Annotated in this window: 13 protein-coding genes and 1 pseudogene; 3 read left to right on the forward strand and 11 right to left on the reverse strand. The window is 45.0% G+C overall.

Annotated features, from left to right (window positions below; genetic code table 11):
- Positions 1-137 precede the first annotated feature (137 nt).
- Positions 138-1,844 carry a PQQ-dependent sugar dehydrogenase gene (locus tag FXO21_RS12265; RefSeq protein WP_149640341.1) on the forward strand — a complete coding sequence of 569 codons (1,707 nt, stop codon included), beginning with the start codon at positions 138-140 and terminating at the stop codon, positions 1,842-1,844.
- A gap of 52 nt (positions 1,845-1,896) precedes the next feature.
- On the opposite strand, the gene FXO21_RS12270 is transcribed toward FXO21_RS12265, so the two are convergent.
- From FXO21_RS12270 to FXO21_RS12290, 5 genes are all read right to left on the reverse strand, one after another.
- Positions 1,897-2,391 carry a molybdopterin-dependent oxidoreductase gene (locus FXO21_RS12270; protein ID WP_149640342.1) on the reverse strand — a complete coding sequence of 165 codons (495 nt, stop codon included), beginning with the start codon at positions 2,389-2,391 and terminating at the stop codon, positions 1,897-1,899.
- A 21-nt stretch (positions 2,392-2,412) separates the two neighbouring features.
- Positions 2,413-4,398, reverse strand: coding sequence for a TonB-dependent receptor plug domain-containing protein (locus tag FXO21_RS12275; RefSeq protein WP_149640343.1), 1,986 nt, complete (start codon positions 4,396-4,398; stop codon positions 2,413-2,415).
- Between the two features lie 69 nt (positions 4,399-4,467).
- Positions 4,468-4,899, reverse strand: coding sequence for a winged helix-turn-helix domain-containing protein (locus FXO21_RS12280; protein WP_310586904.1), 432 nt, complete (start codon positions 4,897-4,899; stop codon positions 4,468-4,470).
- Positions 4,900-5,003: 104 nt separating this feature from the next.
- Positions 5,004-5,225, reverse strand: coding sequence for an esterase-like activity of phytase family protein (locus tag FXO21_RS29090; RefSeq protein WP_310586942.1), 222 nt, complete (start codon positions 5,223-5,225; stop codon positions 5,004-5,006).
- 17 nt (positions 5,226-5,242) lie between these two features.
- Complete coding sequence (locus FXO21_RS12290; protein WP_149640345.1) at positions 5,243-6,013, reverse strand: esterase-like activity of phytase family protein; 771 nt, start codon at positions 6,011-6,013, stop codon at positions 5,243-5,245.
- Between the two features lie 105 nt (positions 6,014-6,118).
- On the opposite strand from FXO21_RS12290, the gene FXO21_RS12295 reads away from it, so the two are divergent.
- Positions 6,119-8,284, forward strand: coding sequence for a glycosyltransferase family protein (locus FXO21_RS12295; RefSeq protein ID WP_149640346.1), 2,166 nt, complete (start codon positions 6,119-6,121; stop codon positions 8,282-8,284).
- 3 nt (positions 8,285-8,287) lie between these two features.
- On the opposite strand, the gene FXO21_RS12300 is transcribed toward FXO21_RS12295, so the two are convergent.
- The 6 genes and pseudogenes from FXO21_RS12300 to FXO21_RS12325 form a co-directional block, all read right to left on the reverse strand.
- Positions 8,288-9,175 (reverse strand): dienelactone hydrolase family protein, encoded by an 888-nt coding sequence (locus FXO21_RS12300; RefSeq protein ID WP_149640347.1) that lies wholly within the window; start codon positions 9,173-9,175, stop codon positions 8,288-8,290.
- 235 nt (positions 9,176-9,410) lie between these two features.
- Positions 9,411-10,205, reverse strand: a complete 795-nt coding sequence (locus FXO21_RS12305; protein WP_149640348.1) for a hypothetical protein — start codon at positions 10,203-10,205, stop codon at positions 9,411-9,413.
- A 676-nt stretch (positions 10,206-10,881) separates the two neighbouring features.
- Positions 10,882-11,388: pseudogene (locus FXO21_RS12310) on the reverse strand (transposase); the annotation flags it as partial.
- A 192-nt stretch (positions 11,389-11,580) separates the two neighbouring features.
- Positions 11,581-12,825, reverse strand: a complete 1,245-nt coding sequence (locus FXO21_RS12315) for a hypothetical protein (protein WP_149640349.1) — start codon at positions 12,823-12,825, stop codon at positions 11,581-11,583.
- 393 nt (positions 12,826-13,218) lie between these two features.
- Positions 13,219-14,547, reverse strand: a complete 1,329-nt coding sequence (locus tag FXO21_RS12320) for a hypothetical protein (protein ID WP_149640350.1) — start codon at positions 14,545-14,547, stop codon at positions 13,219-13,221.
- Positions 14,548-14,562: 15 nt separating this feature from the next.
- A complete protein-coding gene (locus FXO21_RS12325; RefSeq protein WP_149640351.1) occupies positions 14,563-16,989 on the reverse strand; it encodes a TonB-dependent receptor in 2,427 nt (808 codons plus the stop codon).
- A 233-nt stretch (positions 16,990-17,222) separates the two neighbouring features.
- On the opposite strand from FXO21_RS12325, the gene FXO21_RS12330 reads away from it, so the two are divergent.
- Entirely contained in the window at positions 17,223-19,628 is a 2,406-nt protein-coding gene (locus FXO21_RS12330) for an ABC transporter permease (protein ID WP_149640352.1), read from the forward strand.
- The last annotated feature ends 11 nt before the right edge of the window (positions 19,629-19,639 follow it).

Genomic DNA, 19,639 nt, shown 5'->3' on the forward strand with positions numbered 1-19,639 from the left:
GATACCAGCGCCTCCCGGATAATACCCGGGAGGCTTTTTTATGTTTAAGAATATTTAAAAGGCATAGATATTGTAGAACAAACTCACAGGTTAGTAGAAATAGTATTAAGTATTTCGTTCAATCAAACATACTGATTATGAGAAAATTTAGCCGAATCAAAACAACACTGATCTTCACTGCTGCATTTGTACTTTTTACTTTCTTAAAAGCGACCTCTCAAAATCCGAATGTGGAGATCGATTTGGATAACCCGGCTATTTCAGGCCTGGATAATGCAATGCAGCTGACGCATGCAGGCGATGGTACGAACCGTATTTTTATTGCCGAAAGGGCAGGCACGGTAAAAGTGGTTTTGCCCGCTGCCCCTACCACAGCAGTCCCATTCCTTAACATGAATGATCCAACTGCTATCGTCAGGTCCGCGGATGGTGAAGATGGCTTGCTAAGTATTGCCTTTCATCCTCAATTTGAGACAAATGGCTTCTTCTATGTTTATTATACCAATCTCGGCGGCAACCTAGTGGTAGCCAGATATACAGCTTCCGGCAATACTGCCACATCAGCCAGCTATCAGCAGGTTCTCCTGATACCGCATCCCGGTGCTACCAACCACAATGGAGGCGAGTTGCATTTCGGGCAGGACGGTTTTCTGTATCTCTCTACAGGAGATGGGGGCGGCGCGAACGATGATGCAAACAACGCCCAGAATCCCGGAACCTGGCTCGGCAAAATTTTGCGGATCGATGTAAATGTACCTGATGGCGCTCCATTACCTTACCAGATCCCGGCTACGAACCCGATTCCAGGGAGCCCGGTTTTTGCTTTGGGGCTGCGCAATCCGTTTAGATGGAGTTTCGACCGGCTTACGGGCGACATGTGGATCGGTGATGTGGGCCAGGGTGCAAGAGAGGAAATCGATTTTCGTCCCCCTACTCTGATCGCCAATTCCAATTTTGGCTGGCGTTGTTTTGAAGGTGATATCCCAACTCCGGGAATCGACCAGACAGGATGTTTGCCGCCTGAAAATTATGTAGCGCCACTTTATGCCTACACCAATGGTGATGACCGTGGTAGGTCGGTAATCGGCGGAGTAGTTTACAGGGGAACGGCTTATCCGTTGATGTACGGATTTTATATAGGTACTGATTATTTCTCCGGTGATATTCACAAGATACTTCGGAGTCAGTCTTATATTGGTTATGAGGAGGGGCAACTTGCTGGTACCGTAGATATTGGCGAAGATGAGGCAGGGGAAATTTACGCGGTGAAAGCGAATGCCGTTTATCAGATTTATGCGGAAGAACCAATGCCCGTCAGACTGGCTAATTTCCAGGGAGAAAAAGGTAATGAAGGTATTAACCTAACCTGGAATACAACGATGGAAGAAGCATTTGGAAATTTTGAAGTCGAGTTCAGTACGAATGCACGCAACTTCGAAAATGTTGGTACGGTGCAGGCTGCAAATCACGCCACCGGCTCTGCTTACCGTTTTTCACATTTGACAAAAAACACAGGAAACCTATACTACCGGCTCAAAATGGTTGATCTGGACGAAACTTTTGAGTATTCCAGGATCATTACAGTAAAGACAGATGAAAAAATGGCCGGCGCGTATGTTAGGCCGACGATTATCAATGATAACAAGCTGAACCTAAACCTTGATCGCTCGTTTCAGTTCGTAGAGCTGGTGAATGCGAGCGGGCAGGTTTTTTTACGGGAAGAAATTACCGGCAAAAGCGGTGAGATCAGCATTCCACTACATGAGGCTACTTCCGGGCTATACATTGTCCGGCTGGAAGACCAGGATGGCATAGTTCAGCAAAAAGTAATTGTAACTGACTAGCGCCTGATTGATTTATAACATGACGATGATCCTTTCCCTGGCCTGGAAAGGATCATTCTTTTGCAGTAAGCACTTTAATTTCTACTATTTCCCGAACCCATCTCGCCGCCTTTTTATCTTTTGGCGCAATCAACCGAAACGGCCCTTCGCCTTTTGGGAGCGGCTCTCCGTCTTTTTCAAGCGCCAGCATGATTACCTGATCTGTGAATTCGGGATCAATCTCCGGTAGGGCATAAATGACTTCGTATCCGTCCGCTGCCTTGATCAGCACATATTTAAGCAGGTTTTTCCCCCGCAATTTCCCGCCAGCCGGTACCCCGGCCTTTTCCAGGATTTCAAATAATGCGACACCTTTGAAATCATGCTCTGTGCCGTGGTCACTTACTTTGCACGTAACTTGTTTATAGGAAGCCAGATCTTCCGTTTTTAGCTTCAGTTGCGTCGCTACTTCACCGCTCACTGTGAGGGTTTGTGCTAATGTCAGATTACCGAAAGCGAGCAGGAGCGACAATGTTACGGCCAGTTTCTTCAATGCTTTTAGTTTCATATTTCAGTCTGAATTAATTTTTTATTTATTATTTAAATAATTGAATACCAGGTTGATGAAGAAATTTCGACCTGCCTCCGGAAAGCCTTCTACCAGACTATAATTTTTGTCGAACATATTATTCACACCTCCCTCCGCGGATATAAACTTGAACATCCTGACCGAAGCCTTTGCATTGACCAGCATGTAAGCTTTTGCCTGCGTGCCGTAACTGGTACTGTAACGGTCGCTGTTATACTCCGCACTGACCAGCAGGTCGGCGCGTTTGAGAAACGAGAAATCCAGATAGCCGAAAACCTTATGTTCGGGCACATTAGTAAAGAAAATCTGTGGATTAGTTTTGTTTTTTCTCCTGATAAAAGAATAGTTGGAGCCGATTTTGAGATTGTTCAGGATGTTATAATCCAAACCAGCTTCCGCTCCGTAAAACCGGGCTTTTCCAGCGTTTTGAAGCTGAAACTTGCCGGGCTGGACATTGTCTACCTGCTGAATAATGTCGGTAATGCTGCTGTTAAAGAGACTTGCCTGCCAATTCAGCTTGTTAGCAATTTTGCCGGAATAGCTGAGATCGAAGTTCAGGGCAACCTCTGCATTCAGGTCCGGGTTCGGTATTGCCTGTCCCATTCTATAAGAATAGCGGTCTTTAATGGTCGCAAAACGCGTTTTTCGCGCGATCAAAGTACGTATGGATTGATTATCTGCCATGTCCCAGAAAAGGCCCAGCTGCGCGTTGACTGCCTTGTTTGTACTATTTTCAAAATCAGTAAGTTCTTTTGTAGCAGCATTGTATTCCTGCGCCTGAGCTGCATTTCGCATATTGAAGCTGACACCCGGCACGAGCGCTAAGGATGGTGTGAGCTGGTAGGTATTTTCGATTCCAACAGAGGCGGTGTTGTCAATATAGGCCTGTACCGGTTCATTAAGGTCATTTTCCCGGTGAACATCCCGCTTGTACTGTACATTCACCCTGAAAATGTTACGTCCCAAAGCGCGCGACTCAAACTCGGCATTGCCGCCAAAGGTGTAATCGTTATAGTAGCTTTGGAAAGCATAACCTTTCGTTTGTCCAGTATATGTCGCGTCATCGTAGCTAAGCAGTGAATTGACGAAAGTATCATAATATAGCCGGCTTCTGATCTTACTTTTTTCGCCTAATGCGGTATTTGAAATAAAATAAAGGCTCTGTTTGTCCCACTTTGGCCATTTCCAAAAGCGCGTCATGACTTTCGGATCGTCGCCCACATAAGGCGGGTTACCTTTCTCGCCTGTCTGATAGACATAACCGATCACATATTCATCGGTGGCGTTGGGCGTGAAACCTATTTTTGCACTGGCTTTACGGTCGTCGCGATAGGCATTTTCCCTCTCCCGAATTGTCTGGAATTTTTTTAAATTGAAATCATCAGACAGGGGATAAGTATCCTGTTTTAGCTGGGAAATACCTGCCTGAAAGTAAAATTTATCAAACCTGGAACCCACATTCACATTCCAGCGATATCCGTTTCCGCTGTAAATACCCGCTCTTCCGTTGATTTCAAATTTTTCAACCGGCTTTCTTGATACCAGGTTGATAGCGCCCCCCATGGTGTTGGCACCATATAAAATCGATGCAAAACCTTTGGAGACATTGATTTCGGCCAGATCGAAAGTGGTAAACCTGCCCATGTCGATATAACCGTCGTAAGGAACATATACAGGCACTCCATCGATAAAAACAGGAGTTTGCCTGAGGTCAAAACCTCTAACATACACCACAGATTCATTACGCGGGCCGATATTACCGATACTTATACCGGGAAGTGTATTCAGTGCACCGGCAATATCCGTCCGGTTGAACCGCTCGATCTCCCGGGAAGAAATCCGCTGACTACTATCTGTCACCATTTTTCCCGGAATAGTCACTTCCCCGAGGTCAAAAGTCCTGCTGGAAACTGTTGGCTGCGACTGGGCAGATAAAGATTGGCCAGAAAGTATTAATAAAGTTAAAAGAGGAAAAACTCTGATCATAAAAGCGATATGTACAGACGACTATATCGCAAATATAAAGCGTGCTATTCTTAATTGCTAAGGGGAAATTCAAATAAGGGATAGAAGTTGTTTTTCTGCGGCTACAATCTCGCTGAGCCTGGTATTCAGATTTTTGTAGGCTTCAATTACCTTTTTTGCAGTTTCTGTCAACTCGGTCCCACCGCCTTGCTGACCGCCTTTATGGGTGATCACATAGGGTTGTTGTCCGTGGGTATTCATGTGGTCTACCATTGCCCAGGCTTTTTTATAAGACATTCCCATTGCTTTCGCAGCCTGGACAATGGAGCCTGTTTCCTGGATCTTTTCCAGCAATTCGAGCCTGCCCGGGCCGAAAAACTTGACCTCGTCGACAAACACCCAGTGCCGGACTAATAAGCTTACTTTTCTTTCCATTTTCGTCATTTTTAAATGCGGCTCACACAAAAATAGCAGCTCAAAAGCAGAAACACCTTGTCCGCAGCGCAGGCAAGGTGTTTTCATTATACAACCCTATTAAACCCAATTTAATTTTTGATCAAATATGGAGTTGTAAATTTATGGAAATATTCCATTAATATGGATTTAATCCATCAATATTTCTTTGTTCAGTTTTTTACCTCAAGTACGATTAACTGCGTCCGCTGATTTGCCCTGAAATTGTCGTCGCTAATGAGGTAAAGTGTTCTGTTTCCATTTTCCTTTGATCCCCAGGTCATCCCTTCGAGATTGTCAGGCAGCCAGCCGGTTTTAACAGCAGGCATGTATGTGGGATCGTTAAAATCAAACAGCATCTTCGTTTTTTCAATAATCGCCTGTTTTTCCTTGATAGTGGCAAGGAATAGTTTTACCTGACAGCCGTTTGGCGGCCATCATAACATCTTTCCAGCACCAGCAAGTGCTGATCATCCAGTGCCAGAATTTCGGAAATTCCGTTTCCCAACGTGGAGGTAAAAGCTTGCGTACTGTCCATACAGACGCAGCGGTTAATTTCGTAGCGGTAATCTTTTTTCTTCTTTTTGTTAAAATTATAATGCCGCCTGCGTCCCTGGCGATAGGTTACTTTTCTAAAAACCGTAAAATTGTCCTTCCCGCAGGTAGCCGAACCACCCGATTCGAATGCGAACCACAAATCATTGTTGGGCATGATCGCTAATCCCTCAATGCCTCGGTTGGAAGTAAGATACATGCCTGGGCGCGACTCGGTGAAAACCACTTCCGGTTTCCGGCCTTCTTTCCAGAATGCGATTTTGCTTTCTTCATCCTCTTCCATCACAAAGTAAAAACCTTGCTGACCGGGATGATAGCGGATCGACTCTACGTTCTGCACATCGGGTAAGGTCTGGAAATCCCCGAAAGTCTGATTGATATCACCAGCTGCCAGCCTTAAGTTGAAGAAAGTACTTGTTTTTGCCACCTTTTCGCGGTCGGCAACTACCAGCCATTTGTCTGTATCTGCCCGGTATTCCATAGCAGATAGCCCTCCCGCACGTTCGCTGAGCGACGGGTTCAGCTGTGTTTTATCAAATGTTGTTAATGATTTGATACTCAATTCAAAAACCTGTGCAGCTGAACAAAAAGGGCCGAGGCAAAAAAGAATGGATAAAAGGCTTTTCATGCAGGATCGCGTTCGCTATTTTTACCTCATTTAACGGTGAGAAATAGCCGGTTTCTAAATATTAACAGCCCCTCCGATATTAGCTGGACAACTTTACAAGATATAATGGCTTTTTGCTTACTCCTTCTTTCTGTCGCGTTATTTTTTGTCCTGTTCCTGCTTACCCGTCCCGCCGAAAGTATTTATACCAATATCCGGACTTCGTTCATTTACGCATTGCTTGCAAATGCAGGAGTGATTTTCATATACAATGAAGTTTTTTCTGCCCTTGATGCCGTCAATGCTTCCACGGCCAAAATGTTCTGGTCTGCTGAGGTACTTGTATTGATTGGCTTCACAGTTTATGTACATATTGCGGGGCGCATTCGCAATACCTACCTGGCTAGGTTAGTGGATGTATCGCAGCTGAAAGGTGTGCAGCCTGCATATAAATGGATCATTTTATGTGCGCTGTTATTTTACGTTTTGCCGCTGTTTTTCCTGGCTGTATACGCGCCTCCCAATAACTACGATTCCCACCTCTACCATTTAACACGGATCCTGCTGTGGATCAATAATGGTAATCTGGACCATTTTCCAACGATGTACCTGCAACAACTTTACCTCAATGTATTTGCAGAATACCTGGTGCTCGACACATTTCTGCTCTCCGGTTCAGACCAGTTTTCGGGGCTTGTTCAGTTTGGTGCATTTTTGGGATCGTTGTCGGGGATCGGCCTGCTCGCGAAACATTTTGGTATGAAACAGGGTGGACAGCTGCTCGCAACCGTGTTCCTGCTTACATTACCTATCGGGATTTTTGAAAGTACCAGTACGCAGGTCGATTACTGCGCATGCTTCTTTTTCATCTGTTATGTTTATTTTGGATATCAGTTGCTGAATAGGAGGTCGGCGCTGACGCTTGCTGCATTTCTGTTGTCGCTCGCATTCGGCGGGCTTTCCAAATACACGATCTTCCTGTTTGCCCTGCCTTTTACAGTCTATTTTGCTGTAAAAATTCTCGTCCAATACCGCCTACTATATGCAGGTCGCGTATTACTTCTCGCAATAATGTGCCTCATGATAGTTTTCGGGCCACTTTTTTATAGAAACTACACTTTGTTCGGGCACGTGATGAGGCCGCTTCGCACGACGGTCTTCGCTTCCGAAGTGCTGAACACACAAAAGCACTCGGTCACTTATACGCTCTCCGGAATAATAAAGAACGCAGGTCTGAACCTCGGACTACCCGATACCCGCTTCAACCGATTCGTAGATACCGGCATCAGGGATTTCCACAAAAGTATGGGCGTAGATATCAATGATCAGGAGTTGAGTGTGGATGATTTTGTGGTCAAATATTCAGTTCATGAGGATATGGTGCCCAATACGCTGCACTTCTGGATTATTCTGATCATGAGTATCATGCTGCTGTTTGTCCCGGGCCGGTGGGATGTCAAATGGCTTTGGATCTGTGCGGTGCTTGGGTTTGTCGCTTTTTGTACGCTGATGAAATTTCAATTGTGGAGTACCCGCACTCAAATGCCGTTTTTTGCAATGGGAGCATTGCTGGTCGCATTTGTTTTTACCAATTTTCGCTGGAAACAGACGTTGCTGGCCATTCCGCTGATGCTGGCTTCTCTTCCTTTCGTTTATGGAAATCCGAATAAGGAGCTAGTTTCGATCAACTTTCTAACCCGAAAAGCGATCGGGCATATTCCGGTTGCAATCTGTGAAACGGGCGGTGAGCAGGCAGCATTATACGAAAAATACCTCGGCGCATATTATCAATTTCCTGGCGCAGATCACTGTCATCCCCTCAAATCCTGGCCAGGTTACAGCGAGCGCCGAAAGGTTTTCGGGTTGCTTGAAAAAGTAGGCTACTACGATCTTGACCGCTCTTCCAATATCATAGGTATGGAACGCGGCAAAGCCTATTTTCTCAGCCACCCAAACAACTACATTAATTTTAAACCGCTGCTCGATCAAATTGAAGGAGACAACAGGAACGTTGGGATATTTTTAAAACGCAATAATGGTTTCTATCATTTCTGGGGTGCGATCGCCAGCAAGGTTGAAAAACCTGGAAAAATGGCTTATATCCGCTATAACCAGGAGCTGATGGTATTGAAAAATGCGCAAAAGGATTTCTGTTACGATTACATTCTATCCGACGATCCCTCACTTCTGGCCGAATTTGTCCCTGAAAATAACATCGACACCATTTACACCAGTCCGTTATTCCAGCTGGTAAAACTTAAAAAAACCAGTTGTGACAGGAGCTTGTTCTGAGCGTTATGCCAGCTTTTCTTTGAAAAAATCGACTGTGCGTTTCCAGGCGAGCTCCGCGGCAGCCTTGTCGTAGCGGGGCGTGGTATCGTTGTGAAAACCGTGATTTACATCAGGATACATATGGGCTGTATATTCTTTTTTATTTTCCTTCAATGCCTTCTCGTATGCAGGCCAGCCTTCGTTGACGCGCGTATCCAGTGAAGCATAGTGCAAAAGCAGCGGCGCTTTTATCTTCGGAACATCCTCGGGCGCAGGCTGACCGCCATAAAAAGGTACAGAAGCAGAAAGTTCAGGAATGCGGACGGCCATCATATTGGCGATTCCGCCGCCAAAGCAAAAGCCGACCACGCCTACTTTTCCATTACAGTCTTTGTGATTTTTGAGGTAATCGTAGGCAGCAATAAAGTCTTCCGACATCTCATTTCTGTCGCGCTTGCTCTGCATTTCCCTGCCCTGATCATCATTTCCCGGATACCCACCCAGCGGCGTCAGTGCGTCGGGTGCGAGGGAAACGAACCCTGCCAGCGCAGCTCTCCGTGCAACGTCTTCAATGTGCGGGTTCAGGCCCCGGTTTTCATGGACAACAATGATCCCGCCCAGTTTACCGGTAGCACCTTCCGGTTTCGACAAAAGTGCCTTGATACTCTTACCGCCTTTGGGGGAATCGTAAGTAATATAATCTGATTTTAACCGGGGATCATTCGCTGGTATTTGTACAAAGCCTTTGTAGTCAGGCATTAAAAAGCTCATCAACGATGCTACGGTAATCCCGCCAACCGCGTAGGCAGACAGACTTTGCATAAAATTTCTTCTGTCGATCCGGTCGTGCGCATAGTCGTCGTAAAGATCAAAAACCTCCTGTTTGATATCTTCTTTTCTGATCTGGCTCATGTTCGCTTTCGGTTAAAGTGTTATTTTAATGAAAGCTATTTTCGTTACAGACATACTAAAAAAAGGCTCAAAATAGGTGGCAGACTAAATGTCCGCATCCTGTTCTGAGCCTTTTTTTTAGAACGTGTTTACCGAAAATGGACTCTAAAAACACTACCCAATCGTCTAGGTGTTTTTAGAGTCCATAAAATGCAAAAGCCCAGTCCGACTATACGCGTTGAAGCTATTGTTTCAATTAGATTGCATTAATCTCTTGGGAATATTTATGCAATAATTGTACCCGATCAACCTTTAATCGATTTTTTAGTGTGGCTAAATGAAATTGCATCATTCTAACTTCTTTTGCTGCCTTTTTACTGGCACCGTTGGAAACCGCCAATTTGTTTTTAGTCTCTAATTCAATAACTAACTTTTCTATCATCAATTTGGTAGCCTTTTCTCTTTCGAAGCTCTGTTGTATTTGCACATTTGTTCTCTCTAAAAGATCATTAAATGATTTTTCATTGATGTTATTTTTCAACTTCTGAAGTGATGCAATTATTGTCGAATAATCTCCCATTTTCGAAATAATAAGTTCATTTGTTAAAAACTTTATCTGGTCATAATGTTCTGAATTGATTAAGTTGTAATCAAATAGAATCTTTTTCGAATAAGAAGCCTGAAATGTGCTTATTATAATCGGGTCATTAATGAATTGATCTGCTTTAAAATGAGCTGACATTTTCCTATAGGATTTCAAAGCTTCGATTTGATCTGCCACCTTTATTGGCTTTGACAGAGTAGGAAAAGGAGCAACTCCTTCAACTTCACGGTCTATACTGGCAATTTTCAAATCACTAGCTACCAGCGACTCCCGACTGTTCCTTTTACTGTAATTCGGATCATTTGCCACTAACGTTGGAAATAGTTCCAGATCTTCACTGGATGGTATTATCACGATTTCTTGATTTTGATTTGCTGGCACCTTTTCCTCTTTATTGGCACAGGCTGTGAAGAAGATTGCCAGAATAGCATACAAGATAGTTTTCATATACATAGATTTTTGGAATTTAATTAAGACCAGCCATCGCAACCGTAAAGGTATTGCGCATTTGCAATTGATATATATCCTTGAACCGTGAATTGATAATTACCATACTGATCATAGTAATTTGCGGAAAAAAATGCGCTACCAGAAGTCGGTGAACAGCAATTATTTGTGTTTACTGACCAACTGAATATGGAAAGCGCGAACACATTATCGAAATAGACAAGGTCATTAGTTTCACAATTTCTCTTTGCATAAGTAGGGGAAATAGTCAGGCAGAGTAGTAAAACGCAGACCAATAGTAGACGAAAGATTTTTCTCATAAAAATGATGTTTAGTGAAGATATATTTTATATGTACTCGTCGATTGGGCTTTTTTAGATAACACTAATCATTGATCTTATTGCGCTAAAATAGGGGCCTTTTACTAAAGCAGCTGTATATAACTAGCATCTAATTACAAATTAAATCGCATAGAATTAACTAAAATTATTACCCGGTATCGAGGGTTATTTATCGGTTTAGAACGTGTTGGGAATTCGTAGTTTTTACAATTTTCCTGAAGAAGTTGGTCCATGCTATGGATCGCTCGACCACCCACCTCTTTGCTACCGGCACAAACCCCTTTGCCGATTCTGGGCGTAAGGCTTTTTCAAATTCTATATCGAACTCTTTCACCTTACGAGCGAAAATTCCGTTGTAATCGGACCGCCGAAGCGGCCTGATTGCCATAAATCTTTTCAAGACGCTCATTTTGACAAAGGATTTCTGCCGAAAGACTTAAAGCCGTAACGCCATCCGGCTCATTTGCAGCTTGAACATGTGCATGCCATATTCTACCGTCTGTGTCAGCCAGCAGCTGCCTTTTACGGCCGCCGGGCGGTCCCGCGTTTACTTTTTTGTTCGCATCCAACCCTCGTTTTTCAAAGATCATAGCCGGGCCGCCGGGCGGAGGTAGCTTAACACTTTGGCTGTCAATACAAAATGCGGATGGGTTTTTATCCTTGCTATTGGCTTTTCTGTCTGACTGGTTGAGGAAAACGTTGATTTCGGCAAGTACATTATTTCTTTTCCACCTGTTAAAGTACCAGTAAACTGATCGCCATTTGGGAAAACAAGACGGTAAATTTCTCCATTGACAGCCTGTTCGAACGATGTACAACAAAGCATCCACAATAGCCCTTAAATCACGTCTCCTCTTTCTTTTTAAATCTAAAAACCCCGAAGTTGCACTCCACTGGGGATCGCGGGGCGGCCCATGCCGTCAGTCTATTATACTGTTTAATCAACTCTTTAACCGGGGCCGCCCGGCGGTTTGGTCACTGCAAAAATGGTACGATCCTCATTCTTCACAATTCCCAATGCTCTTAATTGTAAGCTATTTAAAACTGAAAATCAACGGAAAACCGAATGTTACAAGAATTGTCCAAAAGCCGTAAATCGGAAGAAAAAGGGCAATGCTATCTTCCACTTTTTCAATCGAATCATCGTTCCGGATCGTTTGAAAAAGTCTGTAAGTCACCAGTATCAGATTGGCCAGGATCAGTACATTCCCGCCCAGGACTGCCAGTCTGTTTGGCGTGATACCCCATTCTGAAATCCGGAAAACGATTGCAGACAATGCGATTCCGTTCACTGTTATGGTCAGAACTGCCAATCCAAGCAACATAAACAGCGAAATCCTGCCCCCCGAATTTTTAGAGGTTTCGACGACCGAAAAGAGGATCAGCGCCATTACGCCTATCAGAAGCAGATTGAATATCAGCAGGAATTCGCGGTCATTGTAGGGATCTTTGCCGGTGTAAACAACGGCCACGAGGTAAATAGTAAGCATTACCAGTACCAGCGGTGTGAACACTTTGGCAATAACAGGCGAAACCTTGCTTACCAGCTGCGGGTTTGTCTGCACGAGATAAGTGCCAACCATAGGAGCGGCGGCGAGTCCCCAAATACCGATGTACTGAAAATAAAATTCTTCAATATGAATGCCTATCAGGGAAAAAAGGCCGTTTGATACTGCGGTCAGCAAGCCGCCTGAGATCAGGATGAGCGTTGTCATGACCACCAGATCTCCGTTATATCTCAGAAAGTCCAGTCGCTTTTTGTAACTGTTCAGCTTATCACCGGCAAATGCGTAACCGAGAACGGTCCAGAGAAAAAGCGGCAGATGGATACAAGCGAGGATCAGTGTATCACTTTTGGGGTTATCCGGCAGCAGGTTGATATATACCGCAGGGATGAGCATCGCAATGGCTACGATCAGTATTTTCTGCGGCCTTACATGGTGTTTCCATAAAAAGTAGGCCGACAGTGCCGGAAATACAATGAAGGGTACGTTGCGTGTGTAAAAGTATTCAGGGTCCAGACCGGCCAATCCCGGAATTTTTGCAATTAATCCTGACAGGAAAGAGGCGATGATGACAAAAATCAACTCCCTGCCTGTTCCCCAGGAGATTTCATTGGTTTCGAAGTTGAGCCTTTCGTGCCAGATCTGGGCAGTGATATGCTCCCTGATATCCGCATAAGCCATATTAAAAGCGCCCCTGAAAGTCGCTTTGTTGTCCCGGTACAATTCTTCCAGTTGTCTGGGATTCTCGATGTTACTAATGATCTGTTCTTTCATTTTGTCGGTAGTTAACATGGTCTGTCATTCTTAGGCTTTTTGATTATTGTAGATTGTTTATCATTTATTGCTTGTAATTTTTTTCAAAAAAGTACTTTGTATTTCAAAGTTAATATAGAAAGAGATAGAACTTTTATTGTCATGGACTGCTGAATCTATTAAGGTATGCAGTATTTGAAAGCAAAAAAGTACTTTGTATTCCAAAGTAAATTAATGTTTCAGAATTTTCATAGGGGAAGAAAAAAAATGAGAAATTATTTTTTCGATGACAGGTGCTTCTCCACCTTTACGAACATTCAAAACAAGCCGAAACCAAAAAGATACAGCCGCGCAATGCGACTGTATCCTAAAAATAATGTTAACCTTTAACAAGAACTCGTTTAATACCAGGTACTAGAAAATACCGATATAATGGTTTCCAGCTTTGTTAACCAGCTTGGCACCTTTTGTTACAGCACCTGTTTTCCGGTTAATAGCATAAATGTTACCATCCTTTCCAACCGGAGTCACTGCGATGAATACCTCGTCGCCGTTTACCAGCATTCCCTGGTATTGGCCGAAATCCAGGCTTTCGTCGTAAGGCAGGTCTACTTTCGTTGCGGTTTTTGCATTCAGGTCAAGACGCGCCACATATCCCTGGCTCGAACCGTCGTGCGTATAAAGCGCGTAGGCGATACCGTCACCGGCATATTTCCAGCAGTCCATGTACACATCTTTTACACCCAATGCCGCGTCGAGGCTGAACACGTAAGAATTGTCGTATTCATTGTTCTGGTTGATTTTCAAAATGTGAGAACCTTTGGAATCGCGTTGGGTAGCCTGGTAAATATTTCCATCAGTGCCGAGGAACGAATTGTGGCTGCGGTACCCGCTATTGTCACCGAAACCTACGGTGGAAGTGATTACCTTCGGATTTTCAAGAGAAGGATAATCTACAATAACCGCCTTTGATCCAAGTCTTGTAAAGCCACTCTCAGTCAAGCCCGTCGCAGGGTTTCTTTTTTGCATCCAGGTTCCGATAATCAGTTTGTTCTGAGCCTTATTCAAAACAGGCGCGTCAAGACGGAAAATAGCGTGTCCCAGCAATTCCTCTTCCGGAGTTAAAGGGATCTGATATTGTTTGTAACCCGAGATTAAAACATCCTGCAGGTTCAATGCAAGGACGGTTGCAGTTCCGCGGAAATATTTGAAAGGATCATTTGGCGTTGTGCCGTCACCAGCGTTGTTGGCTGCAATGTTAGCCACGTTTACAGCAATACCTGTTTTGTCACCGTCGAAAAGCTTCACCCAGCGTGGAGAAGTGCTGGCATACTGCGAAATATTGACGGTCACATCTTCCTGTGTGAACTTGCCCGCGCCTTCTACTTTATATCTCGAAAATTCCCCGCCATTGTCACCGGTATAAGCGATGTTGAAAAGTGTAGTTCCGTCTTCCGAGGATTGCAAACGTGCTGTCCTGTTGGATTTTACAGCAAAACCATCGTCGTATACGCTGATCGTTTTGTCAGGGTTAAGCGCGTCGGCCCGGCTTACGGAATAAACCATCGTGCCGCCATTTCCATCGCCGGGATCGGTTCCCATCAATGCGCCTGCCACTGTAATCCAGCGCTCGTCGGTTGGCTGCGGCTCAGGATTGCTCGGGTTGTCATCATTGCACGAGGTCAATGTCATTGGCACAAAAAGCGCTCCGCACAACAGGAATTTAAGAAATTGTCTTTTCATTTTGTATTGCAATTATTAGTAATTATTAATCGTGTAATTCAATTTGAGGTAAAAGGCACGTCCGGGTTTTTGCACTGCGAAATTGTCGTAAGCCTGCCGGTCGAAAGCATTTTTCAGATCGGCGCTGACCACCCATTTCTTGCCGGGCAACACATAGCTGATCCCGATGTCCTGGATATACTGGCGGGGCGTCCGGAAGTCTTCAATATCCAGCCAGGTCGTGTAAAAACGCTCTACAAACCCGAAAGAGTAATAAATATTCAGGATCGCATCTTCGAGAAAAAGATCTTTGATACCATACTGGGCGTTGGCATTGATGGTGAAAAAAGGTTCGTTCGGCAGCTGTTTGTTATAGTAATCATATTCCCTTCCATTCGGGTCGTATTGCATATTAAACACCGAATTGAACCTTGAAAAATTAAATCCTATGTTCAGGTTATTGTTAAAAATGTAGCTTGCTTCTCCCTCGAAACCGACAGACTTTGTTTTTCCCAGGTTTTCAAATGGGTCCGTCTGCACTGCGTCGTTCAGCCTTGGGTTTACCCGCCTTACGATCTTGTCTCTTGTGTCGCGCAGGAAGCCGGATGCGGCAAATGAAAATTTGTGCTTATTCACCGAAAAAGGCCCGGCCCTTAAACCAAGGTTGAGGTTATTGCTTACTTCCGGACGAATTCCGAAGTTTTCAATGATATTTTCACCAGGACTTCCGAAAACCTCGCCTTCCGACGGCAGCCGCACCGCTTTCTCAGCGGAAGTCAGCAGGTAGATATTGGATTTGACGGCAAATGATACCGCGCCTCCGTAGCCGGTTGTCGCTTTTTTGCTGTTGGCCCGCTCCTCGATGCGCTTCTGCTCCCCGTTGGTTGTGACGAGTTTCGGGTCCAGTCTTTCAATTTTTTGCTGGTAGTATTTACCAAAAACATTTGCTTTGAGCTTAGAATCAAAGGCTTTCAGTTCATAAGCAGCGGAAGTGATATTTTTAGTCAGATCGCGGGTCCCTATAAATTCCCTTTCTACGGCCGAACGCATAAAATCCTGCTGTTTCCGGTCTATCTGATACAATATGTGGTTAACCACGATCCTGTGGTTGGGGTGAAAATCGTAATTAAACCCGCCACGAATAGTGGTCACATTCCTTTGGATGTGGTTGATCGTAGGCGCACCCTGCTGAGCACCGGTTGGGCGCAGAATCGGGTTGCCGCCCAGTCCCAGGCTCTTTTCACCAAACCAGTTGTAATTCCATTTAACCGTATCCGTAACGACTTCTTTCCGGTTGCTCGACATCGCGTTGAGCGTTGCCTCAAGGCCTTTGGTCAGGAAGTCCTTCTTTTTATAATTCAAGCTGAAAACATGCGCACTCGATTCTGAAAACCTGCCCATGTAGGGAATGGACATATATTGTCCGTGCTGGATTTCATTGTAGTCGCTTGAACCATTGTAACCGATCAGAAACTGATCGGCCCACTTTACGTCCGTAAAACCTGCTTCAAACTGCCCGCCCACCGAGCGATACGCGTCATTGAACCGTCTGGCACGCACATATTCATAGCGCCCGTTCGGCAAAATGTTGCGGACAAATTTTCCCCAGACCTCGTAATCGTTGTCCGAGTAATTGTAAAATGCCGATCCTTTGAATGTCAGGCCATTTTTTTGATTGCGGTACATGCCGCTCAGGCTACTTTGAAGCGTATTGAACGAACCATAGGAAACCGATGCGGCAAGACTGTTATTCAGTCCTTTTTTCAAAATTACATTGATCGCACCGCCCAGGGCGTCGTCGGCCAGATGCGCGGGGATCACGCCTTTATATACTTCAATGCGCTCGATATTGGCAGGAGGAATGCTGTTCAGGCTAAATGACGAGCCGAAAGTTGAAATGGGGATACCGTCAATGAATATACGGACTGAGCCGCCCGACATTCCGTTGAGGTTATAATTGACAGCCGAACCAAGACCGCCATTCTGTCTTACCCGCACGCCCACAGTCCTGTCCAGCAGTTCGTTCGTTTGAAAATTACGGGTGGCCACTGTCTTCGTTTCGATCACATTGGCCGCAAAACCCTGTGTTTCTATCTCTTTCTTTTCGGTTTTCTGAACGATCTGAACTTCGTTGAGATCATGTGCAGATTTGATTACAGACAGCCCAAGTTCGTGGAATGTCTTGTGGACATGGAGTTTGTGGCTTTTAGCTTTGATCTCCACAGAAGTAATCAGCAACTCCTGATTTCCATAAGGAACACTTTTCAATTCGAAGGACCCGTCTGATTCAGAATGCGTTGCTATCTCGCTTCCTTTCAGCCGGACGGTCGCATATCCGACAGCCAAACCTTTTTCGTCTCTGATCCGGCCTTTCAAAGTGGCCAGCTTGGGAGATGCCATCTGGGCAAAAGCGCTGAGATGAAGGAAGATTAATAATACTGAGTAGCGTAGCGGATTTCTCACTTATTTAGACTAATTATATTGAGACAAAGATATATGTTCGCCGATCGCCGGAAATGACGCGAAAAGGAATATAAATGTCGTTAAAGGGAGAAATACCATGATTTGGGCCAGCTTGAATGCGTTACCGGTTGCGGAAGAGGGCGGGAAATGTTGCGGCGTGATCGTAAGGTTCGTATCAGGCAGTAACAACTTGCGGTTATGGTCTTTCACTATTCAAAAAACTATCTGCCAGCATGTTTCGTAACTATTTAAAGATAGCCTGGCGCAGTATCGCCGGTAACATCACTTACTCCGCAATCAACATTGGCGGGCTTGCAGTGGGGATGGCGGTCGCTATGTTGATCGGGCTGTGGATTTATGACGAACTCTCATTTAACAAATACCATCAAAACTACCCTCGGATTGCACGGCTCATGCAACAGCAAACGTTGGATGAAGAAATAAACACGGGCAATAACGTGCCGATACCCCTGTTCAAAGAGTTGCATAACAACTTTCATTCAGATTTTAGTCATGTCGTGATTACTTCGTGGCTTCAAAGACATACACTGACTTACGGGGAATCGGGTTTTACAAAACCGGGTAACTTCATGTCTGTCGGTGCAGCGGAAATGCTGTCTCTGAAAATGATCAGCGGAAGTGCTTCCCTGAAAGATCCCGCAACGATCCTGCTTTCCGAATCGGTGGCGAAAGCGATATTCCGGCAGGCCGATCCGGTGGATAAGATGATGAAGATCAATAAAGAACTGGATGTGAAAGTGGTGGGGGTTTATGAAGATATTCCTTACAACTCGGAGTTTCACGAGCTGGGATTTATCGCGCCATTCGATCTGTTCGTTTCGTCTACTCCCTGGGTGAAAGAGGCCATGGAAAACGATGAATGGGAAAGCAGTTCGTTCCAAATCCTGGTGCAGCTGACTGAGAATAGCGATTTGAATACAATTTCCAATAAAATCAGGGACATTAAAGTTAAAAAAGCGGATGAAAGTGAGCGAAAATTTAAGCCACAAATCCTCCTGCATCCCATGAACCGCTGGCACCTGTATTCCGAATGGGAAAATGGAGTTAATGTGGGTGGACGAATTCAGTTTGTTTGGCTTTTTGGAATTATTGGCCTGTTTGTGCTGCTGCTGGCCTGCATTAATTTCATTAACCTGAGTACCGCGCGTTCCGAGAAACGCGCCAAAGAAGTGGGAATCCGAAAAGCGATCGGCTCCGTAAGACTGCAACTGGTCGGCCAATTTTTCGGGGAATCATTGCTGGTGGTGTTCTTTGCCTTTTTCTTATCATTAGTACTCGCCCGGCTGGTCTTGCCAACATTCAATGCAATTGCAGACAAACAAATGCATATTCCCTGGGTCGACCCTGTTTTTCTTGTGAGCGGCCTCGTGTTCGCACTGCTGACCGGACTCATTGCGGGCAGTTATCCCGCGTTCTATTTGTCCTCATTTCAGCCAGTTAAAGCACTCAAAGGTAAATGGACGCCGCTTGGATTGCGCGCGACGTTACCAAGAAAAATCCTCGTGGTTCTTCAATTCACAGTTTCTATCACACTGATCATCGGCACGGTGGTGGTTTACAGACAAATCCTGCACGCCAAAAACCGGCCTATCGGCTACAACCGGCAGGGACTTGTGACTATACTGACAAATAGCAGGGACATTCACACGCATTTCGACGCTGCTTTGGATGATCTTGTAAAAACCGGAAGTGTAATATCAATAGCGGAATCGGCCGCTCCGCCTACTGAAGTATTTTCAGCAAATGTAGGCTTCAACTGGAAAGGCAAAGATCCTGGCCTGCAGTCTGAGTTTGCTACCATAGGTGTTTCACATGATTTTGGCAAAACAGTGGGCTGGCAGTTTACCGCAGGGCGCGATTTTACCAAAACTCTATCCAGTGACTCTGCGGGATTTGTGGTAAATGAAGCCGCAGTGAAGTTTATGGGCCTCGGAAAACAGAACCTGAATGATGTGATCGGAGAAACGGTAACCTGGGACGGAAGGCGTTTTCAGATTATTGGTGTGATCAGGGATATGATTATGGAATCGCCTTACGATCCGGTGAAAAAGTCCATCTTTTTCATCCATCCGAAAGGCGGCCGCTTTATAACGGCCAGATTAAACCCGGCTGCGAATGCACCGGCGGCTTTAAAACACATCGAGGCCGTATTTAAAAAATACAGCCCCGACTCTCCGTTCAGTTACCAGTTTGCGGACCAGGAATTTGCATTAAAGTTTGCCGCTGAAGAAAGGATCAGCAAGCTGGCTACGGTATTTACAGGTCTGGCTATTTTCATCAGTTGCCTTGGACTTTTTGGAATGGCGTCATTCATTGCCGAGCAGCGTACGAAAGAAATAGGCATCCGTAAAGTGCTTGGCGCATCCGTTGCCAACCTGTGGCAGCTGCTTTCCGGCGATTTTGTAATTCTGGTAGTCGTTTCTTGCTTGTTGGCCACGCCTATTGCCTGGTATATGATGGATCGCTGGCTGGAAAAGTATACGTACCATACCCAGATTTCATGGTGGATTTTTGCGTTGGCCAGTTTAGGAACGCTCGCGATTACCTTGGTAACAGTAAGCTATCAGGCCATTCGTACTGCATTGCTCGATCCCGTCAAAAGTTTGAGGGGCGAATAAGGCCAGCCGCT

It is taken from the genome of Dyadobacter sp. UC 10 (assembly GCF_008369915.1).
GTDB lineage: Bacteria > Bacteroidota > Bacteroidia > Cytophagales > Spirosomataceae > Dyadobacter.